The 23,519-nt window shown below is 71.7% G+C and carries 22 protein-coding genes; 17 read left to right on the top strand and 5 right to left on the bottom strand.

Translation table 11 applies throughout. The annotated features are described in order from the left end of the window. Nucleotides 1-60: 60 nt before the first annotated feature. The 12 genes from ACFYYH_RS19770 (at nucleotide 61) to ACFYYH_RS19715 (ending at nucleotide 12,324) form a co-directional block, all read left to right on the top strand. A complete protein-coding gene (locus tag ACFYYH_RS19770; RefSeq protein WP_388552371.1) occupies nucleotides 61-1,320 on the top strand; it encodes an MFS transporter in 1,260 nt (419 codons plus the stop codon). Between the two features lie 9 nt (nucleotides 1,321-1,329). Then, nucleotides 1,330-2,691, top strand: coding sequence for a Pup--protein ligase (gene pafA / locus ACFYYH_RS19765; RefSeq protein WP_388552368.1), 1,362 nt, complete (start codon nucleotides 1,330-1,332; stop codon nucleotides 2,689-2,691). A 233-nt stretch (nucleotides 2,692-2,924) separates the two neighbouring features. After that, nucleotides 2,925-3,860, top strand: a complete 936-nt coding sequence (locus ACFYYH_RS19760) for an FKBP-type peptidyl-prolyl cis-trans isomerase (RefSeq protein WP_388552365.1) — start codon at nucleotides 2,925-2,927, stop codon at nucleotides 3,858-3,860. A 43-nt stretch (nucleotides 3,861-3,903) separates the two neighbouring features. Next, complete coding sequence (locus ACFYYH_RS19755; protein WP_388552362.1) at nucleotides 3,904-4,278, top strand: FKBP-type peptidyl-prolyl cis-trans isomerase; 375 nt, start codon at nucleotides 3,904-3,906, stop codon at nucleotides 4,276-4,278. A 127-nt stretch (nucleotides 4,279-4,405) separates the two neighbouring features. Then, nucleotides 4,406-5,362 (top strand): helix-turn-helix transcriptional regulator, encoded by a 957-nt coding sequence (locus ACFYYH_RS19750; RefSeq protein ID WP_388552359.1) that lies wholly within the window; start codon nucleotides 4,406-4,408, stop codon nucleotides 5,360-5,362. A gap of 14 nt (nucleotides 5,363-5,376) precedes the next feature. Beyond that, a complete protein-coding gene (locus ACFYYH_RS19745) occupies nucleotides 5,377-6,333 on the top strand; it encodes a helix-turn-helix transcriptional regulator (RefSeq protein ID WP_388552356.1) in 957 nt (318 codons plus the stop codon). Between the two features lie 45 nt (nucleotides 6,334-6,378). Beyond that, entirely contained in the window at nucleotides 6,379-6,627 is a 249-nt protein-coding gene (locus ACFYYH_RS19740) for a hypothetical protein (protein WP_388552354.1), read from the top strand. A 154-nt stretch (nucleotides 6,628-6,781) separates the two neighbouring features. Then, the gene (locus tag ACFYYH_RS19735) at nucleotides 6,782-6,979 is read left to right on the top strand and encodes a hypothetical protein (RefSeq protein WP_388552351.1); all 198 of its coding nucleotides are present in this window, start codon (nucleotides 6,782-6,784) and stop codon (nucleotides 6,977-6,979) included. A 257-nt stretch (nucleotides 6,980-7,236) separates the two neighbouring features. Beyond that, nucleotides 7,237-7,527: a Sec-independent protein translocase subunit TatA gene (tatA, locus tag ACFYYH_RS19730; RefSeq protein ID WP_388552348.1), complete on the top strand. Its 291-nt coding sequence runs from the start codon at nucleotides 7,237-7,239 to the stop codon at nucleotides 7,525-7,527. A gap of 43 nt (nucleotides 7,528-7,570) precedes the next feature. Further along, a complete protein-coding gene (gene tatC, locus ACFYYH_RS19725; RefSeq protein ID WP_388552346.1) occupies nucleotides 7,571-8,536 on the top strand; it encodes a twin-arginine translocase subunit TatC in 966 nt (321 codons plus the stop codon). A gap of 18 nt (nucleotides 8,537-8,554) precedes the next feature. Next, the gene (locus ACFYYH_RS19720; protein ID WP_388552343.1) at nucleotides 8,555-9,451 is read left to right on the top strand and encodes a diacylglycerol kinase; all 897 of its coding nucleotides are present in this window, start codon (nucleotides 8,555-8,557) and stop codon (nucleotides 9,449-9,451) included. A 44-nt stretch (nucleotides 9,452-9,495) separates the two neighbouring features. Further along, nucleotides 9,496-12,324 carry a DEAD/DEAH box helicase gene (locus ACFYYH_RS19715; protein ID WP_388552340.1) on the top strand — a complete coding sequence of 943 codons (2,829 nt, stop codon included), beginning with the start codon at nucleotides 9,496-9,498 and terminating at the stop codon, nucleotides 12,322-12,324. 174 nt (nucleotides 12,325-12,498) lie between these two features. On the opposite strand, the gene ACFYYH_RS19710 is transcribed toward ACFYYH_RS19715, so the two are convergent. Both ACFYYH_RS19710 and ACFYYH_RS19705 read right to left on the bottom strand, forming a co-directional pair. Then, nucleotides 12,499-13,149, bottom strand: a complete 651-nt coding sequence (locus tag ACFYYH_RS19710) for a fasciclin domain-containing protein (protein ID WP_388552337.1) — start codon at nucleotides 13,147-13,149, stop codon at nucleotides 12,499-12,501. A gap of 129 nt (nucleotides 13,150-13,278) precedes the next feature. Next, the gene (locus ACFYYH_RS19705; protein WP_388552850.1) at nucleotides 13,279-14,826 is read right to left on the bottom strand and encodes a molybdopterin-dependent oxidoreductase; all 1,548 of its coding nucleotides are present in this window, start codon (nucleotides 14,824-14,826) and stop codon (nucleotides 13,279-13,281) included. Between the two features lie 226 nt (nucleotides 14,827-15,052). Between ACFYYH_RS19705 and ACFYYH_RS19700 the strand changes: the two genes are divergently transcribed. The 5 genes from ACFYYH_RS19700 to ACFYYH_RS19680 are packed head-to-tail and all read left to right on the top strand — an operon-like array spanning nucleotide 15,053 to nucleotide 20,688. Further along, nucleotides 15,053-16,360 carry an NAD(P)/FAD-dependent oxidoreductase gene (locus tag ACFYYH_RS19700; protein WP_388552334.1) on the top strand — a complete coding sequence of 436 codons (1,308 nt, stop codon included), beginning with the start codon at nucleotides 15,053-15,055 and terminating at the stop codon, nucleotides 16,358-16,360. Further along, complete coding sequence (locus ACFYYH_RS19695) at nucleotides 16,357-17,109, top strand: DUF1365 domain-containing protein (protein WP_388552331.1); 753 nt, start codon at nucleotides 16,357-16,359, stop codon at nucleotides 17,107-17,109. Before ACFYYH_RS19700 ends, ACFYYH_RS19695 begins: the two co-directional genes overlap by 4 nt. Beyond that, nucleotides 17,106-18,542 carry a class I SAM-dependent methyltransferase gene (locus ACFYYH_RS19690; RefSeq protein ID WP_388552328.1) on the top strand — a complete coding sequence of 479 codons (1,437 nt, stop codon included), beginning with the start codon at nucleotides 17,106-17,108 and terminating at the stop codon, nucleotides 18,540-18,542. Before ACFYYH_RS19695 ends, ACFYYH_RS19690 begins: the two co-directional genes overlap by 4 nt. Beyond that, nucleotides 18,539-19,858 (top strand): class I SAM-dependent methyltransferase, encoded by a 1,320-nt coding sequence (locus tag ACFYYH_RS19685; protein ID WP_388552325.1) that lies wholly within the window; start codon nucleotides 18,539-18,541, stop codon nucleotides 19,856-19,858. Before ACFYYH_RS19690 ends, ACFYYH_RS19685 begins: the two co-directional genes overlap by 4 nt. After that, entirely contained in the window at nucleotides 19,855-20,688 is an 834-nt protein-coding gene (locus tag ACFYYH_RS19680; protein ID WP_388552322.1) for a DUF1295 domain-containing protein, read from the top strand. Before ACFYYH_RS19685 ends, ACFYYH_RS19680 begins: the two co-directional genes overlap by 4 nt. Nucleotides 20,689-20,745: 57 nt before the next feature. Here the strand turns inward: ACFYYH_RS19680 and ACFYYH_RS19675 are convergent, their stop codons facing one another. From ACFYYH_RS19675 to ACFYYH_RS19665, 3 genes are read right to left on the bottom strand one after another with little or no spacing between them, the layout of a single operon-like run. Further along, nucleotides 20,746-22,119: a cryptochrome/photolyase family protein gene (locus tag ACFYYH_RS19675; RefSeq protein WP_388552319.1), complete on the bottom strand. Its 1,374-nt coding sequence runs from the start codon at nucleotides 22,117-22,119 to the stop codon at nucleotides 20,746-20,748. A 50-nt stretch (nucleotides 22,120-22,169) separates the two neighbouring features. Next, nucleotides 22,170-22,925 (bottom strand): anti-sigma factor domain-containing protein, encoded by a 756-nt coding sequence (locus ACFYYH_RS19670; RefSeq protein WP_388552316.1) that lies wholly within the window; start codon nucleotides 22,923-22,925, stop codon nucleotides 22,170-22,172. Further along, on the bottom strand, nucleotides 22,922-23,506 hold the full coding sequence (locus ACFYYH_RS19665) for a sigma-70 family RNA polymerase sigma factor (RefSeq protein WP_388552313.1): 585 nt from the start codon (nucleotides 23,504-23,506) through the stop codon (nucleotides 22,922-22,924). Before ACFYYH_RS19665 ends, ACFYYH_RS19670 begins: the two co-directional genes overlap by 4 nt. Nucleotides 23,507-23,519 lie beyond the last annotated feature (13 nt).

The raw sequence follows: 23,519 nt of genomic DNA, 5'->3' as shown, positions 1-23,519 counted from the left end.
TATGACGCCGACGTTATACGTAAAACCCCGGCCGGGCCGGGGAAAGAGAAGGGGCGGCACATGGCCACCGGCTACGTGGACATCCTCAAGGCGCCGCACGCCGCGCGGCTGCTCGCCGGCACACTCGTGGGCCGGCTGCCGAACGCCACGGGCCCCATCGCCATCGTGCTGCTCGTCCGGGGCGCCGGGGGCAGCTACAGCCTCGCCGGGGCGCTCGCCGCGGTGTACGGGGTCGCCAACGCCGTCGGGCAGCCGCTGCTGGGCCGGGCCGTGGACCTGTACGGGCAGCCCCGGGTGCAGCTCCCCGCCGCCGTCGTCTCCGCCCTCGGCGCCGTACTGCTCGTCGTCGCCGGGACCGACACCCTGCCGCTCGCCTACGGCGCCGTCGCGGTCGCGGGTCTGTTCACCCCGCCGCTGGAGGGCGGGCTGCGGGCCCTGTGGCCGAATGTCCTCGGCGGTGAGGAGCGGGTCCACCGGGCGTACGCCATGGACGCCGTGGCGCAGGAGATCATGTTCACCGTCGGCCCGCTGCTCGTGACCCTGCTGGTGGCACTCTGGTCACCGGCCGCCGCGCTGCTCGTCATCAACGCGACAGGGGTGCTCGGAGCGCTCTCCGTGGTCCTCTCCGCGCCCTCCCGAGCCTGGCGCTCCGCGCCCCGCGAGGCGCACTGGCTCGGCGCCCTGCGCTCACCGGGCCTGCTGGCCCTGCTGGGCGCCTTCCTCTTCGTCGGGATCGCCCTCGGCTCGATCACCGTCGCGGGCGTCGCCTTCGCCGACGACCACGGCCGCGAGTCCGTCTACGGCTGGCTGATGGCCGCGTTCGGCCTGGGCGCGCTGGTGGGGGGCTCGGTCTACGGGGCCGTTTCCTGGACCGGCGCCCCGGAGCGGCGGCTGCGCGCCATCATCGCGCTGCTCGCCCTCTGCTATCTGCCGCTGACGCTCACACCCGGTGTGCTCCCGATGACAGGGCTGGCCGCCGTCGCCGGGATATTCCTGGCCCCCGCCATCGCCTGCGCCTTCATCGTCGTGGACCGGCACGCGCCGCGCGGCACCGTCACCGAGGCGTTCTCCTGGCTGGTGACCACGATAGGTGTCGGTGCCGCGCTCGGCACCGCCGTCGCGGGCCCGGCCGTGGAACTGGGCGGCACCTCCGCGAGCTTCGCGGTCGCGGGGGCCGGCGGCATCGCCGCACTGCTGGTGCTGCTGGCCACCCAGCGGGTCCTCGCAGCTCCCGACCGTGGTCCCGATGCCACCATCCGGACGGAAAATGATCCAGGCGGAGCGGCCGAACCCGGTTTCAGCTCTGGTCATCAGGCGTAATGTTCAGACATGGACCGCCGCATTTTCGGGCTGGAGAACGAGTACGGCGTCACGTGCACGTTCAGGGGACAGCGCCGACTGTCACCTGACGAAGTGGCGCGCTACCTCTTCCGCCGTGTTGTCTCATGGGGCCGCAGCAGCAATGTCTTCCTGCGGAACGGCGCCCGTCTCTACCTCGACGTGGGTTCGCATCCGGAATACGCAACTCCCGAATGCGACAACGTGACCGAACTGGTGACCCACGACAAAGCGGGCGAGCGCATTCTCGAAGGCCTGCTCGTCGACGCCGAACGCCGCCTGCACGAGGAGGGAATCGCGGGCGACGTCTATCTCTTCAAGAACAACACCGACTCGGCGGGAAACTCCTACGGCTGCCACGAGAACTATCTCGTCGCCCGCCATGGAGAGTTCTCCCGGCTCGCGGACATCCTCATCCCCTTCCTCGTCACCAGGCAGCTCCTCTGCGGCGCCGGCAAGGTGCTCCAGACCCCGCGGGGCGCGGTCTACTGCGTCAGCCAGCGTGCCGAGCACATCTGGGAGGGCGTCAGCTCCGCCACCACCCGCTCCCGTCCGATCATCAACACCCGTGACGAGCCGCACGCGGACGCGGAGCGCTACCGCAGGCTCCATGTCATCGTCGGCGACTCGAACATGTCCGAGACGACCATGCTGCTCAAGGTCGGCGCCACCGATCTCGTGCTCCGCATGATCGAGGCGGGCACGGTGATGCGCGATCTCACCCTGGAGAACCCGATCCGGGCGATCCGCGAGGTCAGCCACGACCTCACCGGCCAGCGCAAGGTGCGGCTGGCGAGCGGCCGGGAGGCCTCCGCGCTGGAGGTCCAGCGGGAGTACTACGAGAAGGCCGTGGACTTCGTGGAGCGCCGGGGCATCCGCACCGGCACGGTCGACCAGGTGCTCGAACTGTGGGGCCGTACGCTCGACGCGATCGAGGAGGAGGACCTCGACCGGATCGCCACCGAGATCGACTGGGTCATGAAGTACCAGCTCATCGAGCGGTACCGGGCCAAGCACAATATGACGATGTCGCATCCGCGGGTCGCTCAGATAGATCTCGCCTACCACGACATCCACCGCCGCCGCGGCCTCTACTACCTGCTGGAGAAGCGCGGCCAGGCCGCCCGTATCTGCAACGACCTGAAGATCTTCGAGGGCAAGTCCGTGCCCCCGCAGACCACCAGGGCGCGGCTGCGCGGGGACTTCATCCGCCGGGCGCAGGAGCAGCGCCGGGACTTCACCGTCGACTGGGTGCATCTCAAGCTCAACGACCAGGCGCAGCGCACGGTGCTCTGCAAGGACCCGTTCCGGTCCGTGGACGACCGGGTGGAGAAGCTGATCGCCGGTATGTGACCGGCGGGCGCCGGCACCCGGCACCGGGAGTGGCGCGATGCGATCGGGCCCCGTACGCGATGGCGTACGGGGCCCTCGCGGTGTGCCCGGCGGTCGCCTACGCTCCGCCTGGGCCCCCTTCCCCCCACCCCCAGGTGCACCGCACCGGAGCCCGCTCGCCTATCCGGCCCGATCGAGGGGACAACCCCTAGAGTGTCGGGCAACTACTGTGCCGTCTGAGATCTGAGGAATACGTGCGCCGACTTGCCGGCCTGATCGTCGTCCCCTTGCTGCTGCTGTCGACAGCGGCCTGCGGCGATGACGGAGGCTCCGATCCCGCCCCGTCCAAGAACGGACTTCCCGCGATCACCGCGGGCGCCAAGTTCGGTCAGAAGCCGACCCTCGCCAAGGGGGAGGGCACTCCGCCCAAGGAGCTGAAGGTCGACGTCATCAGCGAGGGTGACGGCGCCGCGGTCAAGAAGGGTGACGCGATCCAGGTCAACTACCTGGGCCAGAGCTGGGACTCCGAGAAGCCGTTCGACAACAGCTTCGACCGCAAGCAGCCCTTCGATCTGACCCTGGGCGCCGGCATGGTCATCAAGGGCTGGGACCAGGGCCTGGAGGGCCAGAAGGTCGGCAGCCGGGTCGAGCTGGGCATTCCGCCGGAGCTGGGGTACGGGGCGCAGGGCCAGGGCGACATCAAGCCCAACGCCACGCTGGTCTTCGTCGTCGACATCCTGAAGGCGACCCAGGTGCCGGCCTCCGCCAAGGGCACCGCCGTCGCACAGGACAACATCGATCTGCCGAAGGTCGGGACGAACGACGACGGCAAGGAGCCGACGGTCACGATCCCGAAGTCCGACCCGCCCAAGAAGCTGGTCTCCAGCTATGTGCTGGAGAGCGACGGACCGGTCGTCAAGGACTCGGACACGGTGGTGCTGAACTACGCGGCGTACCTCTGGAAGGACCGCAAGCAGTTCGACAGCACGTACAAGACGGGCCGCACCACCACCTTCCCGCTGCCCCAACTGACGCTGAAGGGCCTGAAGTCGGGAATCGTCGGCAAGAAGGTGGGCAGCAGGATCCTGATCGTGATCCCGCCGGACCAGGCCTTCGGCGACCAGGAGCAGCAGGGCATCCCGAAGAACTCCACGCTGGTGTTCGCGGTGGACATCCTGGCGAAGGTGTAAGACTGTCCCGGTTGCCCCGTTCATCATTTAGAGGAGCAGTTCAGTGAGCATCGAGAAGCCCGAGATCGACTTCCCGGGTGGCGAGCCGCCGGCCGATCTGGAGATCAAGGACATCACGGAGGGCGACGGCCCGGTGGCCAAGGCGGGCGACACCGTCTCCGTCCACTACGTGGGTGTGGCCTTCTCCACCGGCGAGGAGTTCGACGCGTCCTGGAACCGCGGTACGCCGCTCCAGTTCCAGCTCGGCGCCGGTCAGGTCATCAAGGGCTGGGACCAGGGCGTCCAGGGTATGAAGGTCGGCGGCCGCAGGCAGCTCACCATCCCCGCGCACCTCGCCTACGGCGACCGTGGCGCCGGTGGTGGCCGTATCGCTCCGGGCGAGACGCTGATCTTCGTCTGCGACCTGGTCTCCGTCTGATCCCGCCGGACCGACAGCGCCGAGGGCCCATGCCGTCCGCATGGGCCCTCGGCTTTTGTCCCGACACCCCGGGGCGGTACGGTCAACGAGCGGAGGACGCAACGATCAAAAGGGGTGCAAGGCGTCGATGGCCATTGCCAAGGCCGAGCGACTGATGAATCTGGCGCTGTGTCTGCTCGGGACCCGGCGGCCGCTCAGCAAGCGCGAGCTGCGGGGCTCCATCGAGGCCTATCTGGAGGCGGGCACCGACGACTCCTTCAACAGGATGTTCGAGCGCGACAAGGAAGATCTGCGCGAGCTCGGGCTGGTCATCGAGACGGTGGAGAACCTCGACGGGGAAACCGGCTATCTCGCCCGGCGCGACAGCAACCGGCTGCCCGCCATCACCCTCGACGCCGAGGAGGCCGCGGCCCTCGGACTCGCCGCCAAGGTCTGGCAGCAGGCCCGGCTGGCGGGCGCGGCGAGCGGCGCGCTCCAGAAGCTGCGCGCCGCCGGGATGCCGGAGGCGGAGGACGCCTACGAGGCGCACCACAGCGCGCTCGAACCGCGGATCCCGGTCCATGAGGCCGCGTTCGAACCGCTGATGCTCGCCTGCCGCGACCGGCGGCCCGTCATCTTCGACTACCGCAAGGCCAACGCGGCCCGCCCCGAGCAGCGCCAGGTCGAGCCCTGGACGCTGGAGTGCTGGCGCGGCCACTGGTATCTGGCCGGCTGGGACCGGGACCGCGGCGCCGAGCGTGTCTTCCGGCTCTCCCGGATCACCGGCCGGGTCCGCTCCCGCAACGGCGTGTTCACCGCGCCCGTGCCCGATGTGGTGACGGTACGGGAGACCGTGGAGACCTGGGCGGGGGAGACCGCGACCCGCTCCGCGCTGATCAAGCTGCGCTCCGGCTGCGGCTATCCGCTGCGCTCCCGGGCGCTGTCGTCCAGGGAGCTGGGGAACGGCTGGGACGAGCTGGAGATCCCGTACGGGCACGGACTGGACGCCTGGCTGGTGGAGTTCGGCCCGGATGTGGTCGTACTGGAACCCGCCGATCTGCGGGCCGATGTGGTCGAGCGGCTGCGCGCCGTGGCCAAGGGCTGAGGGGACTCGACACCATGGCAGCCAACGCCATCGACCAGACCCGGCGGATGCTCTCGCTGGTGACCTATCTGCGGGAGCGCCCCGGCGCCCATGTCAGCGATGTGGCCCGCGCGTTCGGGATCAGCGAGGACGAGCTGATCTCCGACCTCGATGTCCTGCCCATGTGCGGGACCAGCTTCCGCGGCGGCGATCTGCTCGACATCGACACCGACGGCGACCGGATCTGGTGGCACAACCCGGACGATGTCGCCGAGCCGCTGCGGCTCGCCGCCGACGAGGCGACGGCCCTGCTGGTCGCGGCCCGTGCCGTCACCACCCTGCCGGGGCTGCGGGAGGGCGACCGCCAGGCGCTGCTGCGCGCCACCGCCAAGCTGGAGGCCGCGGCCGGGGAGGTGGCGGGGGCCAGCTCGCGGCTCTCGGTGACCTTCGAGTCCGAGGGCGGGGTGTTCGCCGAGGTCGACCGGGCCATCTCCGAGCGCCGCAGGCTGTGGCTGCGCTACTACTCTCCGGCGCGCGACGAGCTGACGGAGCGCGAGGTCGACCCGATCCGGCTGTTCGCCGTGGGCCACACCTATATGGAGGCCTGGTGCCGGCTCTCCGAGGCGCGGCGCACGTTCCGGCTCGACCGGGTCGCCGAGATCAAGCTGCTGGACGCCCCGGCCGCGCCGCCGGAGCTGGAGCTGAGGGATCTGTCGGAGGGGCTGGTGCAGCCGTCGGCGGACGATCCCGAGGTGGTGGTCGAGGTCGGGCCCGGCGGCCGGTGGGTCGCGGAGTACTACCCGCACGACAGCGCGGTGGAGCTCCCCGACGGCGGACTGCGGATCACACTGCGGACCCCCGCGCCCGCCTCGCTGCGGCGGCTCGCGCTGCGGCTCGGCGGTGACGGACGGATCGTGTCCCCGCCGGACCTCGCGGAGAGCGCGCGGCTGGCGGCGGGTGAGGCGCTCGCGGCCTACGACGGCCGAGAGTGAACGGGAACGGACAGGAAAGAAGGAGAACCGGGGAATATGTCGGCCATGTCTGAAGTGTCGGAAATCTCGGCGGTGCTCCCCGTTCTCTTCAAGGCGGCCTGTCCGGAGTGCCGGGCCCGCTTCGAACTGTCGGCGGGCGCGCTCCGGCTGGCCATCGGGGCCACGCGGAAGACCACCTTCTACTCCTTCACCTGTCCGGAGTGCGACACCCTGGTGCGCAAGCCCGCCGGGGAACGCATCGTCGAACTGCTCACCGGCGGCGGGGTGCGGACGCTGCGGCTCGCCACCTCGTAGCCCGTGCGGCGCCCGGCGGTCCCCGCCCTTGTGCCCGGTCCCGCGTGCCCGGTCCTTCGTGTCCGCCCCGCGTGCCCGGCACGGCCGCCTTCTTCCTCCGTCCATGAGTTCCCTGTACACCATGCCCTTCTCGAGAACGGTCTAGGCTCCGCTCATGTTCTGGCCCATGCTCGCCATCGCCCTGGGTTTCTGCGGGATCGCCGTGCTCGGCGTCCTGGCGGTCCGGGTCTTCGTCGAGGCCCAGCGGCTCGGCCGGCAGGTCGCCGCGACCACCGAGCGGATCAACCGGGCCACGGAGGACCTGGAGCGCGCCGCCACCCGGCTCGCCTCGACCGGGGACGCGCTGCGGTAGCCGGGCGCCCCGTGCCCTCCGGCGCGGGCGGGGCGGACGGTACGCTGATGATCGCGCCCCTCCGAGGGGGACGGACGCGGCCGGACCGTGAGGTACGGGTCGCGTTCGGGAGTAAGCACGGCAGTCGGGAGTATGCACAGGCATTGCCCCGCGTTTACCCCTGCGGGTTACGATCGCTCCGAGTACTAAGGCCGGACACCGGTTCGGTTGTACGGGCAGCGCCCGTCCCAGCCGCCTCAGCGAGAAGGAAGTCGTACATGATCGGCAATCTGAAGCCCCTCGAGATCGTTCTGATCATCGCTGTCATCCTGCTGCTGTTCGGTGCCAAGAAGCTTCCCGACATGGCGCGTTCGCTCGGCAAGTCGGCCCGCATCCTCAAGAGCGAGGCCAAGGCCATGAAGAAGGACGACGAGACCGCGGCGCCGGCGGCCGAGCAGCCGGCCGACCCCACGGCCCAGCAGGCCGCTCCGAGGACGATCCAGGCCGCGCCCGGGGATGTCACCAGCTCCCGTCCGGTCACCGAGCCGAACCGCACCGCCCAGAGCTGACGCGCCCCGCTGACGGCTGCCGCTACGAGACGAGGGACGCGGGTTGCTCAAGTCTGCCCGGAAGCAGGAGAAAAAGCAGGAGAAAGACGTCGAGGGGCGCATGCCCCTCGCCGAGCACCTGCGTGAACTGCGAAACCGCCTGCTCAAGTCCGTCCTGGCGATCCTGGTCATCACGGTTGTCGCCGCGTTCTACTACAAGGACCTCATCGAGTTCATGATGAAGCCGATCCTCGACTCGGTGGGCTGTGTGGACGGCGCACTGAAGCAGAGGAACGGCGAGGCGTGCGCGGACATGACCGTCAACGGTCTGATCTCGCCCTTCTCCATCGCGCTGAAGGTCTCCCTCGTGTCCGGCGTCGTGCTGTCCACGCCGGTCTGGCTGTACCAGCTCTGGGGCTTCCTGGCGCCCGGTCTGCACAGCCACGAGAAGAAGTACGCGCTGTCGTTCGTGGGAATCGGCGTCCCGCTCTTCCTCAGCGGTGCCGTCCTCGCCTACAAGATCCTGCCCCAGACCGCCACGATCCTGCTCGACTTCACCCCGGACAACGCGCGGAACCTGCTGCCGCTCGACGAGTATCTCGATCTCGTGGTCCGTATGGTGATCGTCTTCGGTCTGGCCTTCGAACTGCCGCTGCTGCTCGTCCTGCTGAACTTCACCGGAGTGCTCACGGCGAAGCGGCTCGCCTCGTGGTGGCGTCTGATGGTGCTGGGCATCACGCTCTTCGCCGCGTTCGCGACGCCGACCGGTGACCCGCTCACCATGCTGTCGCTGGCCGCCCCCATCGTGGTGCTCTACTTCCTGGCGCTGGGTGTCTGCTTCCTCAACGACCGGCGGCGCAGGCGCAACAACCCCGACGCGGACCTCGACGACGACGAGGCCTCCGATCTCGATCTGACCCCCGAGTCCGTCGGGGCGATCGAACCCGTCTCCCCGCCGGGCTCGCTGCCCGGACAGTCCGACGGCGGCGGCCGTACGAAGCGGCTGAACGGTTACGACGACATCACCTGATCTTGTAGGGTCCGCCGGGTGGCCAGCGAGATCACCCTGTTCGTCAATCCCACCGCGGGGCGCGGCCGGGGCGCGCGAGCCGCGCGACCGGCCGCCGCCGCGCTGCGGGACGCCGGATTCTCCGTCCGTACGGTCCTCGGCTCCGACGCCGCCGACGCGCTCCGCCGGGCCCGCGAGGCGGTCGAACGCGGCACCGGCGCGCTGATCGCGGTGGGCGGGGACGGGCTGGTCTCGCTCGCCCTGCAAGCCGTCGCCGGCACCCCGACCCCGCTCGGAGTCATAGCCGTCGGCACCGGCAACGACTTCGCCCGCGCGCTGGGGCTGCCCCTGCGCGACCCGGCCGCCGCCGGACGGCTGGCCGCGGACGCGCTCAAGAACGGCGGTGTCCGGGCCGTGGATCTGGGGCGGGCCGGCGGGAACTGGTTCGGGACGGTCCTGGCCTCCGGATTCGACTCGCGCGTCAACGACCGGGGGAACCGGATGCGCCTGCCCGCCGGCCGGTTCACCTACGACCTGGCGATGGTGGCGGAGCTGGCCGCCCTCAGGACCGTCCCGTACCGGCTCATCCTCGACGACGGCGTGGAGCGGGAGATCGAGGCGACCCTCGTCGCCGTCGGCAACGGCTCCTCGTACGGCGGGGGCATGCGGATCTGCGCGGGGGCCCGGCTGGACGACGGGCTCCTCGATGTGACCGTCGTCGGGCCCTGCTCCCGTACGACGCTGCTCACGGTCTTCCCGAAGGTCTACCGGGGAACACATCTGGACCATCCCGTGGTCACCCGTCATCGGACGGCCCGGATCACCCTCGCCGCGCCGGGCGTCACCGGCTACGCCGACGGGGAGCCGCTGGGCCCGCTGCCGCTCACCGCCACCTGCGTACCGGGCGCCGTGCGGGTGCTTTCCAAGGACGGATAAAGATCGGCTGACTGTCGGAGGCGGCGGGTAGGCTCGACAGCAAGATGACAGAGGACCTCTCCCCAGCCGAGCGGTACGCCGCTGCCCGGACCCGCGCCGCCGAGCAGGCCACCGCGCTCGCACCCTTCCGCGAGATGTACGACTTCGCGCTCGACCCCTTCCAGATCGAGGCCTGCCAGGCCCTGGAGGCCGGCAAGGGGGTGCTGGTCGCCGCGCCCACCGGCTCGGGCAAGACGATCGTCGGCGAGTTCGCCGTGCACCTGGCCCTGGCCAAGGGCCGCAAGTGTTTCTACACCACGCCCATCAAGGCGCTCTCCAACCAGAAGTACGCCGATCTGGCCAAGCGCTACGGCGCGGACAAGGTCGGCCTGCTGACCGGGGACAACAGCGTCAACTCCGACGCTCCGGTGGTCGTGATGACCACCGAGGTGCTGCGGAACATGCTCTACGCGGGCTCCCAGTCGCTGCTCGGGCTCGGTTATGTGGTGATGGACGAGGTCCACTACCTCTCCGACCGGTTCAGGGGAGCCGTCTGGGAAGAGGTGATCATCCATCTGCCCGAGTCGGTCACGCTCGTCTCGCTCTCGGCGACGGTCTCCAACGCCGAGGAGTTCGGCGACTGGCTGGACACCGTCCGCGGTGACACCGAGGTGATCGTCTCGGAGCACCGGCCCGTGCCGCTCTGGCAGCATGTGCTGGCCGGCCGCCGGATGTACGACCTCTTCGAGGAGGAGACCGACCACGGCGGCCGGGGCGTGGCCAAGCGGGAGGTCAACCCCGATCTCGTCCGGCTGGCCCGGATGGAGAACCAGCGCACGTACAACCCGCGCGAACGCAGACGCGGGAAGATGATCCGCGAGGCCGACCGCGAGCGTGAGCGCAGACAGCGAAGCCGGATCTGGACGCCCGCCAGACCCGAGGTCATCGAGCGGCTCGACACCGAGGGCCTGCTGCCCGCCATCACCTTCATCTTCAGCCGGGCCGGCTGCGAGGCCGCCGTACAGCAGTGCATGTACGCGGGGCTGCGGCTCAACAACGACGAGGCGCGGCGGCGGGTCCGTGAGATCGTCGAGGCGCGCACCGCCTCCATCCCCGGCGAGGATCTCCATGTCCTCGGGTACTACGAGTGGCTGGAGGGCCTGGAGCGGGGCATCGCCGCGCACCACGCCGGGATGCTGCCGACCTTCAAGGAGGTCGTCGAGGAGCTGTTCGTCCGCGGCCTGGTCAAGGCGGTCTTCGCCACCGAGACGCTGGCGCTCGGCATCAACATGCCGGCCAGGTCGGTGGTGCTGGAGAAGCTGGTCAAGTGGAACGGCGAGCAGCACGCCGACATCACCCCCGGCGAGTACACCCAGCTCACCGGACGGGCCGGGCGGCGGGGCATCGACATCGAGGGCCATGCCGTGGTGCTCTGGCAGCGCGGTATGGACCCGGGCGCGCTCGCCGGGCTGGCCGGGACCCGGACCTACCCCCTGCGCTCCAGCTTCCGGCCCTCGTACAACATGGCCGTCAATCTCGTACACCAGTTCGGCCGGCACCGCTCGCGTGAACTGCTGGAGACCTCCTTCGCCCAGTTCCAGGCCGACAAGTCGGTCGTCGGGATCTCCCGCCAGGTGCGGAAGAACGAGGAAGGGCTCGACGGCTACCGCGCGGGGATGACCTGCCATCTCGGGGACTTCGAGGAGTACGCGCGGCTGCGCCGCGACCTCAAGGACCGTGAGACCGATCTGGCCAAGCAGGGCGCGGCACAGCGCAGGGCAGCCGCGGCCTCGTCGCTGGAGAAGCTCAAGCCGGGCGATGTCATCCATGTACCGACCGGGAAGTTCGCGGGGCTCGCGCTGGTGCTCGACCCCGGGCTGCCCGCGGGACGGGCCAACGGACACCGCGGCTTCGAGCACCAGGACGGGCCCCGGCCGCTGGTGCTGACCGCCGAGCGGCAGGTCAAGCGGCTGGCGTCGATGGACTTCCCGGTTCCCGTGGAGCCGCTGGAGCGGATGCGGATCCCCAAGTCCTTCAACGCGCGCTCGCCGCAGTCGCGGCGCGATCTGGCGTCCGCGCTCCGCTCGAAGGCCGGTCATATCGTGCCCGAGCGGCACCGCAAGCAGCGTGCGGCAGCCGCCGACGACCGGGAGATCGCCCGGCTGCGCGCGGAGCTGCGCGCCCATCCCTGCCACGGCTGCGACGAGCGCGAGGACCATGCCCGCTGGGCCGAGCGCTACCACCGGCTCCAGCGGGACACCCGTCAACTGGAGCGCAGGATCGAGGGGCGGACGAACACCATCGCCCGCACGTTCGACCGGATTGTCGCGCTCCTCACCGAGCTGGACTATCTGCGCGGCGACGAGGTGACCGAGCACGGCCAGCGGCTGGCCCGGCTCTACGGCGAGCTGGACCTGCTGGCCAGTGAGTGTCTGCGCGACCGCGTCTGGGAAGGGCTCTCGCCGGCCGAGCTGGCCGCCTGTGTCTCCGCGCTGGTGTACGAGGCCCGGCAGTCCGACGACGCCGTGGCGCCGAAGCTGCCGTCCGGCGACGCGAAGGCCGCGCTCGGCGAGATGATCCGTATCTGGGGCAGGCTCGACGCCCTGGAGGAGGATTTCAAGATCAACCAGGCGGAGGGCGTCGGCCAGCGCGAGCCGGATCTCGGCTTCGCCTGGGCGGTCCATATGTGGGCCTCGGGCAAGGGGCTCGACGAGGTGCTGCGCGAGGCGGAGATGCCGGCCGGTGACTTCGTGCGCTGGTGCAAGCAGGTGATCGATGTGCTCGGCCAGATCGCGGCGGCGGCGCCGCGGGAGAACAGCACGGTCGCGAAGAACGCGCGCAAGGCGGTCGACGCGGTGCTGCGGGGAGTGGTGGCGTACAGCTCGGTCGGCTAGACCCTGTCCGGTCGGTCTTCCTCGGCCCTGTCCGAGCGGTCTTCCTGGGCCCTGTCCGAGCGGGCAGGGCCCAGGGCGCGCCGTGAAAGGAGCGCCCCCCGTGGTGGCCGGTGGCCGCACGCGCCGCTCACGGTCCGGAGCCCGAGCGCGGCCGCGGGGTCATATGCCGCGGGGTCACATCGTCGGCATCAGCACGGTGTCGACGATGTAGACGGTGGCGTTGGCGGTCGGGACGTTGCCGCAGACCACCTTCGCGCTGTCGTTGACCGTGTACGACTCGCCCGAGCCCTTCGTGGTCAGCGTGGACTTCTCCAGGGTCGGATAGGTGCCGTTCGCGAGCTGTCCGGGTGTCAGCTTCTCGCCCACCACGTGGTAGGTGAGGATCTTGGTCAGTGTGGCCTTGTCGGCGAGGACCTTGTCCAGATCGGCCTTCGGGATCTTGGCGAAGGCGTCGTTGGTCGGCGCGAAGACCGTGATGTCCTGGGCGTTGTTGAGCGTGTCCACCAGACCGGCCTGCTTCACCGCGGTGACCAGCGTGGAGAGGGCGGGGTTGTTCGACGCGGCCGTGGCGACCGGGTCCTTCGACATACCGTCGAAGCTCCCCGCGCCGTCCTTGGGCACTGACGCGCAGGCCGTACCGAACGGCTGGTCGGCCGGGCCGGCCGCGTCGTCCGCCGTGCCCCGCGACTCCTCCGGCGCGACCGAGGACGCGGAGTCCCTCGTGTCCTTGCTCCCGTCGTCGGAGGAACAGGCGCTCAGGGCCAGCGGCAGGACCGCGGCGGCGGCGACGGCGAGAGCGGCCCGGCGGAAACGAGTGGTGATCATGAGATGACTCCTTGGGAGAGCGCGCGGTATGTCCGTGCGCGGGAAGAGGGTCGGTAAGGGACCCGTGGAGGGGCTGATGAACGGGGGCGGGGGGCGGCGCGGGGCCGCGGAAGCCGGCGGGGTACGGGGTCAGACCACGGCGACCACCACCGAGTGCCGGCCCGTGGCGCCGTCGGGCACCGTCCCGGCGCGCCGCTCCGTCTGCGTGTCGCCGTCGCGGTCGGTGGCGCGGACCTCCAGCGTGTGACTGCCGCTGGTGGCGGGCCACTCCCACACCCACTGGCGCCAGGTGTCCCTGGTGTCCTCCGCCGCCAGCCGGGCGGTGTGCCACTCCCCGCCGTCGACCCGGACCTCCACCCGGGCGATCCCCCGGCGCTGGGCCCAGGCGACCCCGGCGACCGGGACCGTTCCGGCCCTGGGGCTCGCGAACGGCCGGGGGGTGTCGATCCGCGACTGGGTCTTGACGGGGGCCGTCGGGGACCAGGACCGCCTGACCCAGTACGCGTCGTAGTCGGCGAACGTGGTCAGTTCGAGGTCCTGGAGCCATTTGCAGGCCGAGACATAGCCGTACAGCCCCGGTATCAGCATCCGGACCGGGAAGCCGTGGTCGAAGGGCAGCGGTTCGCCGTTCATCCCCACCGCCAGCAGCGCGTCCCGGCCGTCCATGACCGTCTCGACCGGTGAGCCGATGGTCATACCGTCCACCGAGCGGGCCACGAGCTGATCGGCGGGCCCGCCCTCGGAGGGAGGCGTGACCCCGGCCTCGCGCAGCAGATCGGCCAGCCGTACCCCGGTCCAGCGGGCATTGCCCACATAGCGTCCGCCGACCTCGTTGGAGACACAGGTCAGGGTGATGTCCCGTTCGATCAGCTCGCGGCGCAGCAGATCACGGAAGCCGACCGTCAGCGGCCGGGTGACGCCCCTGCCATGGATGCTCAGCCGCCAGCGAGTGGCGTCGATCCGGGGCACCACCAGCGCGGTGTCCACCCGGTAGAAGTCCTTGACGGGCGTGGTGAACGGACTCAGCCCGGGGATCCGCGGCCCCGCCCCGGCCGGCACCGGACGCGCCGGTGAGGCCGGCGCGGGCAGCACGGTGTTCTCGCGTGAGGCGACGGCGCCGGCCGCTCCCGACACACCGAGCAGGCGTCCGAGCGCGCCCGCTCCGGCCGACGCCGCCGCCGCTCCTGACGCGGCTATCACGAAGCCGCGCCGGTCGAGGGGTCCGTCCGTCCCGCCCGCCGCACGGGACGGACGGAGTGTGAGCCTGCCGGCCAGCAGATACAGCACTCCGCAGGCCACCAGGGCGCCGAGGGCGGACGGCAGGGCGTCGAGCGTGCCGCCGCCCGGCCGCCCCACCGCCGCCACCGCTCCGACGGCGCCGAAGACCAGAACCGCCGCGGAACCCGCCCGCCGGTGGCGTGACGCGGCCACTCCGACCGCCAGGGCGAACACTGCCAGCACGGCCAGGATGCCGAGCTGGAGCACCAGCTTGTCGTCGGTCCCGAAGTTCCGTACCGCGAAGTCCTTCAGCCACGGCGGGGTGCGGTCGATGAACGCCCCGCCCACCGCCGTGACCGGACTCGCCTCGGGCCGTACGGCCGCCGCGGTCAACTCCGCCACGGCCAGCGCCGAGAGCCCGGCGATCAGCCCGCTCAGCGCGCCCAGACCGGCGCGCAGCCGGCGTGCCGCCGGACGAGGGCTCTCACCCTCCGGCTCGGGAACTTTCTGATCCTTGCTCACACCGGCCATTCGGTACGGGAAGCAAGGCGGATTGGTCGCGCACCCGAAGGAATGACGATGCGTGTCAGAGGAAGAAAGAGCGCACCGCCGACCAATCCCCGCCCGGCACGGCCTCGAATGCTCACTGAGGGGCTTGCCCCGGCACAGGAGAGGACGGAACGGGATGAGTGACGCACGCCGGCGTACGGCCGTGGTGGGGAGCGGAGTCGCGGGGCTGACCGCCGCGTACGTACTGGGGCGCTCGCACGAGGTCGTGCTGTACGAGGCCGCCGAGCGGCTCGGCGGGCACGCCCACACCCATGACATACCGTCGGCCGACGGCCGGATCCACCGCGTCGACTCCGGATTCATCGTGCACAACGAGCGGACCTATCCGTATCTGCTGCGGCTCTTCGTGGAACTCGGGGTCACCACCCAGGAGTCGGAGATGAGCCTCTCCGTGCGCTGCGACGGCTGCGGACTCGAATACGCGGGAGCGCGCGGGCCGTCGGGTCTCCTCGCCCGGCCGGGCAACGCGCTGCGCCCCCGGTATCTGCGGATGCTCACCGAGGTCCCGGCCTTCCACCGCCGGGCCCGCCGGCTGCTGGAGTCACCGCCCGCCGGTTCCGCGCCGGACGTGAGCCTGCCCGTCGGCACCCAACGGGACCCGACACTGGGGGAGTTCCTCGCCGAGGGCGGCTTCTCGCCGTATTTCACCTCGCACTTCATGACGCCGCTCGTCTCGGCCGTCTGGTCCTGCGACGCGCGGACGGCGCTGAGCCATCCGGCCCGGCACCTCTTCCGTTTCCTGGCCCACCACGGTCTGCTGTCGATCGGCGGGTCCCCCGTCTGGCGGACCGTCAGCGGCGGTTCCCGCGCCTATGTCGAACGGATCGCCAAGCTTCTCGGCGCCGTGCACACCTCCACCCCGGTGCGCGCGGTGCGCCGCCACCCGGCCGGCGCCGAGATCGTCGCCGACGACGGCACCGTCCGGTCGTACGACTCGGTGGTCATCGCCGTCCATCCCGACCAGGCGCTGCGGCTCCTCGCCGACGCCACCGAGGAGGAGCGCCGGGTCCTCGGCGCGTTCCGGTACTCCCGCAACCCCACCCAACTGCACACCGACACCCGGGTACTGCCACGCGCCGCGGCCGCCCGCGCGTCCTGGAACCTGCTGATGCCCTCCTGCGACGCGGACGCCGGCGCCGTACGGATCAGCTACGACATGAACCGGCTCCAGCGGCTCGACGCCCCCGAGACCTATGTGGTCACACTGAACGGCGCCGACCGGGTCGACCCGCGCCGGGTCCTGGCCGAGATGGTGTACGAACATCCCCTGTACACCCCGGAGTCCGTCGCCGCGCAGCGGCTGCTGCCCTCGCTGAACACCCCCGTCACCGCCTACGCGGGGGCGTACCACGGATGGGGCTTCCACGAGGACGGCTGCCGCTCCGGTGTCGAGGCCGCCTACGCCCTGGGGGTGACCTGGTGAGCCCGCCCGCCGCGCGGCACCGTACGGCCCCCACGCTCTACACCTGTCTCGTCAGCCATGTGAGGACCGCGCCCCGCCGCTACGCCCTGCGCCACCGCACCTATATGTGGCTGATCGACCCCGATCTGCCGCCCCGGCTGCCCCGGCCGCTGCGCCCGCTGGCCCGCTTCGACGCCCGCGACCACTTCGGCGGCACCCTGCCCACGATCCGCGCGGGCCTGGAGGCGTTCCTCGCGGCCGAGGGGATCGACGCGACGGGCGGCCGGGTGACGATGCTCGCCCATGCCCGGGTCCTCGGCCATGTCTTCAACCCACTGACCCTCTTCTGGGTGCGCGGGCCCGGCGGCGAACCGCTCTGTGTGGTCGCCGAGGTCCACAACACCTATGGCGAACGGCACTGTTATCTGCTGCGGCCCGACAGGGGCGGCCGGGCCACGGTGGACAAGGCTTTCCATGTCTCGCCGTTCTTCCCGGTCGACGGCGGCTACACCATGCGGCTGCCGGAACCGGACGGACGGCTCGCCCTGACGATCCATCTGGAACGGCCCGGGGGACGCCCGTTCACCGCGACCGTACGGGGCGAGCGCCGCCCCGCCACCACCGCCCATCTGCTGCGTACCGTGCTGCGCCACCCCTGGTCCACCGCGGCCGTCTCCGCCGCGATCCGGCTGCACGGTGTCCGCCTGTTCCTGCGCGGGCTGCCCGTGCGCACCCGTCCCCGTCACCGGCCCCAGGAGGGTGTCAAGTGAGCGTGTCCATGTCCCCGTCGCCGTCCTCCGCGGCCTCCCCGTCCTCCCTGCCCTACCCGTCCTCCCCGGCCGCCGGGTCGGCCGGGTCGGCCGGGTCGGCCGGGTCGGCCGGGTCGGCCGGGTCGTTGGAGTCCGCCGGGGCCGCCGGGTCCGCTGCGGCTGTCCCGTCTCCTGGCGCCGTCGACGCGCGGCGCTGGCCCGATGTGGCACATCAGCCGCGTACCTCCTGGCTCCGTACGGCCGTGGCCGAGCGGATCGTCCGGCACGCGCTCGCCGGTCTTCGCCTCCGGGCCCGGCTCGCCGGCGGGGAGACGCTCGGCCTCGGCGGCCCGCTGCTGGAGGTACGGGATCCGAAGGCGTTCTTCCGCCGGATCGGCGCCGACGGGCTGATCGGCTTCGGGGAGTCGTACATGGCCGGTGAGTGGGACGCCGCCGATCCGGTCGGTGTCCTGACCGCGCTGGCCGAACGGGCCGCCGATCTCGTGCCCCGGCCGCTCCAGCGGCTGCGCGGGGTCTGGGCGCCGGAGCGGCCCGCCGCCCAGCGCAACACCCCCGAGGGCTCCCGCGACAACATCAGCCGTCACTACGACCTCTCGAACGACCTCTTCGCGCTGTTCCTCGACGAGACCCTCTCGTACTCCTCGGCGCTCTTCCGCGGCTTCCCGGCCGAGTGGCCGCTGCTGGCCGCCGCCCAGCACCGCAAGATCGACCGGCTGCTCGACCGGGCGCGGGTCGGCCCCGGGACCCGGCTGCTGGAGATCGGCACCGGCTGGGGCGAACTGGCCGTCCGCGCGGCGGCGCGCGGCGCGGACGTCAGGACCGTGACGCTCTCCCGGGAACAGCGTGACCTGGCGCGCGAGCGCGTCCGCGCCGCGGGGTACACGGACCGGGTCAGCGTCGAACTGTGCGACTACCGGGCCGTGGAGGGCACCTTCGACGCCGTCATCAGCGTCGAGATGATCGAGGCGGTCGGCGCCGAGTTCTGGCCGGAGTACTTCATGACGCTGGACCGTCTCCTCGCGCCCGGCGGCCGGATCGCCCTCCAGGCGATCACCATGCCCGACGACCGGATGCTCGCCGCCAAGGACACCTTCACCTGGATCCAGAAGTACATCTTCCCCGGCGGCCTGCTGCCCTCGGCCGAGGCCATCGAGCGGACCGTCGCGGAACACACCACCCTGCGGACGGAGGGCCGGGACAGCTTCGGACCGCACTACGCCGAGACGCTCCGCCTGTGGCGCGAACGCTTCACGGGGCAGGCCCCGCGCGTGGAGGACCTCGGCTTCGACGCGACCTTCCGGCGGATGTGGACCTTCTATCTGGCCTACTCCGAGGCGGGGTTCCGCTCCGGCTACCTCGATGTGCGGCAGCTCGTCCTCGCCAAGCAGGAAGCCAAGCAGGAAGCCAAGCGGGAAGGCGGGACCGCCCGATGACGGATCCGAGGAAGCGCCCCGGGCGGCGCACCGGCGCCGCCCAGCGGCTCCACCCGCTCGTCGAACAGCTTCTCGGCGGCCCGCTGCCCCTGCGGCTGCGGACCTGGGACGGCAGTACGGCCGGACCCGAGGACGCCCCCGTCGTCGTGCTCCGCTCCCGCCGAGCCCTGCGCCGGCTCGTCCGGCAGCCCGACGAACTCGGCCTCGCCCAGGCGTACATCACCGGTGAACTCGACGTCGAGGGCGATCTCGCCCAGGGGCTGCGCACCGTCTGGAGCGCCGTACGCGAACGCGGACTGCGCCCGCCCGAGCTGACCCGCGGCGACCGGGCGAGGGCGGTGGGCGTCGCGCTGCGCCTGGGAGCCCTCGGACCGCGTCCGCCCGTACCGGCCTCCCAGGCCCTGCTGACCGGCTCGCCGCACAGCAGGGCCCGTGACCGGGCCGCGATCAGCCATCACTACGACCTCTCCAACGACTTCTACGCCCTGCTGCTGGACGAGACCATGGCGTACTCCTGCGGTTACTGGACGAGCGAGGACCCGGGGTACGGACCCGCCGACGCCCAGCGCGACAAGCTGGAGCTGATCTGCCGCAAGCTCGAACTGCGCCCGGGGGCACGGCTGCTGGACATCGGCTGCGGCTGGGGCGCGCTCGCCGTCCACGCCGCCCAGGAGTTCAAGACCCAGGTCACCGCGGTCACACTGGCCCGGGAACAGGCCGAGTACGTCAGGGCGCGGGTGGCCGAGCGCGGACTGACGGAACTGGTCGACGTACGGCTGTCCGACTACCGCGACATCGAGGGCGGCGCCTACGACGCCGTCTCCACCGTCGAGATGGGCGAACACGTCGGCGACGCCGCATACCCGGGATTCGCCGCCACCCTGTACCGGATGCTCCGGCCGGCGGGCCGGGTGCTGGTGCAGCAGATGTCGCGGGGGACCACCGCCCCCGGCGGCGGCGCCTTCATCGAGTCCTACATCGCCCCCGACATGCATATGCGTCCGCTCGGTGACACCGTCTCGTTGCTGGAGCGCGCGGGCCTGGAAGTGCGGGCCGTCGAGGCGATGCGGGAGCACTACACCCGTACGATCGGCGCCTGGCACCGCACCCTGGAGGACCGCTGGGCGGAGTTCACCGCGCTGGTCGGTGAGGAGAGGGCGCGGGTCTGGCGGCTCTATCTGGCCGGCGGGGCACTGGCCTTCGAGGAGGGCAGGATGGGCGTCGACCAGATCCTCGCCGTACGGCCGACGGAGCGGGGAGCCAGCGGGATGCCCGGCACGCCCCGGGAGTGGTACGCGCCGGGCGGCGTCCGGTGACCGGCTATCCCTGGGCCGCGTTCGGGCAGGGCGTCGGGACCGCGGCGGCCACTGCCCTCGCGGTCATGCTCGTCACCTTCGCGATCGCCGTCGTCAGGGGCCCGCACCGGATCGTCGACATCGCGTGGGGCCTCGGCTTCACGGCGGTCGCCCTCGTTTCGTACGGCGTCTCGGCGGGCGAGGGGGACGGGGGACGGCGGCTGCTGGTCACCGTTCTGACCGCCGTGTGGGGGCTGCGGCTGGCGGCGCACATCGGCGCCCGGGGGCGCGGCCACGGTGAGGACCCGCGCTACGAGGCGATGCTCGCCAGGGCGCCGGGCCACCGGAATCTCTACGCGCTGCGCCGGGTGTATCTGCTCCAGGGGGCGCTGGTGCTGCTGGTCTCGCTGCCCGTTCAGGCCGCGCAGTACCTCCCCGGCCCACTCGGGCCGGTCGCGTACGCGGGCTGCGCCCTCTGGGCGGCCGGGCTGTTCTTCGAGACGGTGGGGGACGCCCAGCTCGCCCGGTTCCGGGCGGATCCCGCCAACCGGGGGCGGATCATGGACCGCGGTCTGTGGAGCTGGACCAGACACCCCAACTACTTCGGTGACTTCTGTGTCTGGTGGGGGCTGTTCCTGATGGTCTGTGACGCGCCCGTGGTGGCCGCGGCGACCGTGGTGAGCCCGCTGGTGATGAGCTTTCTGCTGATCAACGGCAGCGGGAAGCGCCTGCTGGAACGGCATATGGCGGACCGTCCCGGCTTCGCCGCGTACACCGCCCGTACCAGTGGTTTCTTCCCGCTGCCACCCAGCTTCCCGCTGCCACACAGGAAGCGTCCTCGGGCTCGCTGATCCGGGAGTCGTGCCGGAGGCGGGGCCGGGGCCGGGCCGGGGCCGGGCCGCAGGCGGTCAGCCGCGCGCGGAGCCCGGTTCGCGGGCCCGCGCGAACCGGTCCCGGCCCTCCGCCAGATCCACGACCGGGGCCGGATAGTCCAGCCGGGCCCGGTCGGCGCCCGTGAGCCTCCAGGGTTCATGGACGCTGGAACCGGCCAGCCCCGCCAGCTCGGGGATCCAGCGCCGTACATACGCGCCGCGCGGATCGAACCGTCTGGCCTGGACGAGCGGATTGAGTACCCGGTTGGGCCGGGTGTCCGTGCCGGTGCCCGCCACCCACTGCCAGTTGAGCTGGTTGTCGGCGATGTCGCCGTCCGCCAGCAGCTCCAGGAAGTGGCGCGCGCCGGTCCGCCAGTCCACATAGAGGGTCTTGGTGAGAAAGCTCGCCGCCAGCAGCCGCCCCCGGTTGTGCATCCAGCCCTCGTGCAGAAGCTGGCGCATGGCCGCGTCCACGACCGGATAACCCGTGCGGCCCTCCCGCCAGGCCGCGGTCTCCTCCTCGTCCGTACGCCAGCGGTCGCCGCGCGTACGGTAGTCCGACCACGAGGACTCCGGCCGGGCCGCGAGCACCTGATGGTGGAAGTCCCGCCAGGCGAGCTGGCGTACGAAGGCCTCGGCGCCGGGCCCGGGGACCCGCTCGGCCCGCCGCACCAGCTCCACCGGGGAGAGACAGCCGAAGTGGAGATACGGCGAGAGCCGGGAGGTCGCGTCGCCCGCGAGATCGTCGTGCCGGTCCGCGTACGACCCGATCCCGCCGGCGAGCCAGGAGGTGAGCCGTTCGCGCGCCACCTTCTCGCCGCCCCGCGCCAGGCCGGGTGAGACTCCCCCGACCGCGGCGCGCTCCGGCAGCGGCTCCCCGTCGATCCGCGGGACCCGCACCGCGCGGGGAGCGGCCGCCGTCGCCCGCCGCCCCGTCTCCTCCCAGCGGCGGAAGTACGGGGTGAAGACCGAGAAGTGGTCCTTGCCCAAGGGGGTGATACGGCCCGGCGGTACGGCGGTGACCACCGCGTCGTGCGCGGTCAGCGAGGCTCCCGCCGACTCCAGCTCCGTACGGAGCCGGTCCTCCCGGCGCCCGGCGTACCTGCTGGCCCCCGCCGCGACATGGACCTCCCGCGCGCCGCTCTCCCGCACCACCCGGCAGACCTCGTCCACGACATCACCCGAACGGATCACCAGACGGCCCCCGCGCTCACGCAGCGAAGCGTCCAGGGAGGCCAGACAGTCGGCCAGGAAGGCGCGGCGGTTGGGGGCGTCGAACCCCGCAGCCGCGATCCCCGTGTCACGGACGAACAGCGGCACCACCTCGTCGGCGCCGTCCACGGCCGCGCGCAGCACCGGCTGGTCGTGGACCCGTAGGTCGGAGGTGAAGAGCACCACCGCAACACTCATCTGTCGTGTCCTTACGCGGTCTGGGTGTGTTCCTGCGCGGTCCGGGGTTCCTACGCGGTCGGGAAGTCCATCAGGGCCAGGGGCTCGGACGTCGGCCGTGGCGAGCCGCCGGCCGGTTCCACCGTGATGCCCATGCCCGAGGCCGCGCCCAGGGGGCCGGCCATCAGCACGGTGTCCGAGCCGGCCGAGGGATCCATCAGGCCCGCGGGGCGCATCGTTCCCCCGTCGTCGTACCAGAGCTGATAGACCTTGCCGGCCGGCGGTTTCGGCAGGCCGGACGCGATGAACGCCGCCCTGTCCCGGCCCCGGGAGACGACCACCGTGCCGGTCGCGCCGTCCGCCAGCCGGCCGGTGGCGACCTCGGCGTCCGGCGCGGCCAGCACCGTCGCCAGACCCTCGGCCTGCCGGTGCGCGTCCTGCGCCTGCCGGAGGGCGTCCCGTGCCTCCTGGTGCTGCCAGACCGCGATCCCGCCGAACGCGGCGGCCGCGGCCAGACAGGCCGCCAGCGCGAACCGGGAGAGCGCGCGCCCCCGCGCCACGCCTCCGCCCGGACGGGGCAGCGGGACGACCCTGGGCGGGTCCTGACGCTCGGTGGTGATCCGCCGGAGCACCTGCTCCCTGAGAGCGGGCGGCGGCGTCACGGACACGGCCCGCCCCAGCCGGGCGGCGGTGGCGGCCAGTTCCCGTACCTCCTGGGCGCAGGCCGGGCACACCGCGAGATGGCGCTCGAACTCGGCGCGCTCCCCGGGGTCGAGGGCGTGCAGAGCGTACGCGCCGGTCAGTGTGTGCAGTTCGGCGGAGATCATGCCTGTACCCCCAGGCAGTCGCGGAGCCTGATGAGACCGTCACGCAGCCGGGTCTTGACCGTACCCAGCGGGACCGAGAGCAGCTCGGCCACTTCCCGGTAGGCCAGGCCCTGGTAGTACGCGAGGGTGACGGACTGGTGCTGGAGTTCGGTCAGCGTCCGCAGACAGCGGCGTACCTGCTCCCGTTCGAGGCTCGCCTCCACCTCCTCGGTGACCTCGTCGAAGGCCGGGGTCCGCTCCAGCAGCGCGGCCCGGTGCTCCCGGTCGCTGGACGCCTGCGCCGAGCGCACCCGGTCCACCGCCCGCCGGTGGGCGAGGGTGAGCACCCAGGTCATGACGCTGCCGCGGGCGCTCTCGTAACGGGCGGCGGAACGCCAGACCTCCAGCAGCACTTCCTGGGCCACCTCCTCCGACTGGGCCGGATCGCGCAGCACGGAGCGGACCAGGCCCAGGACGGGGCCGCAGACCCGGTCGTACACCCGGGCGAAGGCGTCCTGGTCGCCCCTGGCCACCCGGCCCAGCAGCTCCTGAAGGTCGGGCCCCGCCGGAACGGGTCCGCCGATGTGCACGGCTTCTTTCACGCGGCTTTCCTCC

Origin of the sequence: Streptomyces sp. NPDC002018, from assembly GCF_042890865.1 — a bacterium.
In the GTDB taxonomy this organism is placed as follows: Bacteria; Actinomycetota; Actinomycetes; order Streptomycetales; family Streptomycetaceae; genus Streptomyces.
Note: the sequence above shows the minus strand (reverse complement) of the source record. Positions and strands in the feature narration are given on the sequence as shown.

Coding starts and splice junctions, on each gene's coding strand:
- ACFYYH_RS19770 (WP_388552371.1), top strand. CDS start 61: ATGGCCACCGGCTACGTGGACATCCTCAAGGCGCCGCACGCCGCGCGG.
- pafA (WP_388552368.1), top strand. CDS start 1,330: ATGGACCGCCGCATTTTCGGGCTGGAGAACGAGTACGGCGTCACGTGC.
- ACFYYH_RS19750 (WP_388552359.1), top strand. CDS start 4,406: ATGGCCATTGCCAAGGCCGAGCGACTGATGAATCTGGCGCTGTGTCTG.
- ACFYYH_RS19745 (WP_388552356.1), top strand. CDS start 5,377: ATGGCAGCCAACGCCATCGACCAGACCCGGCGGATGCTCTCGCTGGTG.
- ACFYYH_RS19740 (WP_388552354.1), top strand. CDS start 6,379: ATGTCTGAAGTGTCGGAAATCTCGGCGGTGCTCCCCGTTCTCTTCAAG.
- ACFYYH_RS19735 (WP_388552351.1), top strand. CDS start 6,782: ATGTTCTGGCCCATGCTCGCCATCGCCCTGGGTTTCTGCGGGATCGCC.
- tatA (WP_388552348.1), top strand. CDS start 7,237: ATGATCGGCAATCTGAAGCCCCTCGAGATCGTTCTGATCATCGCTGTC.
- ACFYYH_RS19715 (WP_388552340.1), top strand. CDS start 9,496: ATGACAGAGGACCTCTCCCCAGCCGAGCGGTACGCCGCTGCCCGGACC.
- ACFYYH_RS19710 (WP_388552337.1), bottom strand. CDS start 13,149: ATGATCACCACTCGTTTCCGCCGGGCCGCTCTCGCCGTCGCCGCCGCC.
- ACFYYH_RS19700 (WP_388552334.1), top strand. CDS start 15,053: ATGAGTGACGCACGCCGGCGTACGGCCGTGGTGGGGAGCGGAGTCGCG.
- ACFYYH_RS19685 (WP_388552325.1), top strand. CDS start 18,539: ATGACGGATCCGAGGAAGCGCCCCGGGCGGCGCACCGGCGCCGCCCAG.
- ACFYYH_RS19675 (WP_388552319.1), bottom strand. CDS start 22,119: ATGAGTGTTGCGGTGGTGCTCTTCACCTCCGACCTACGGGTCCACGAC.
- ACFYYH_RS19670 (WP_388552316.1), bottom strand. CDS start 22,925: ATGATCTCCGCCGAACTGCACACACTGACCGGCGCGTACGCTCTGCAC.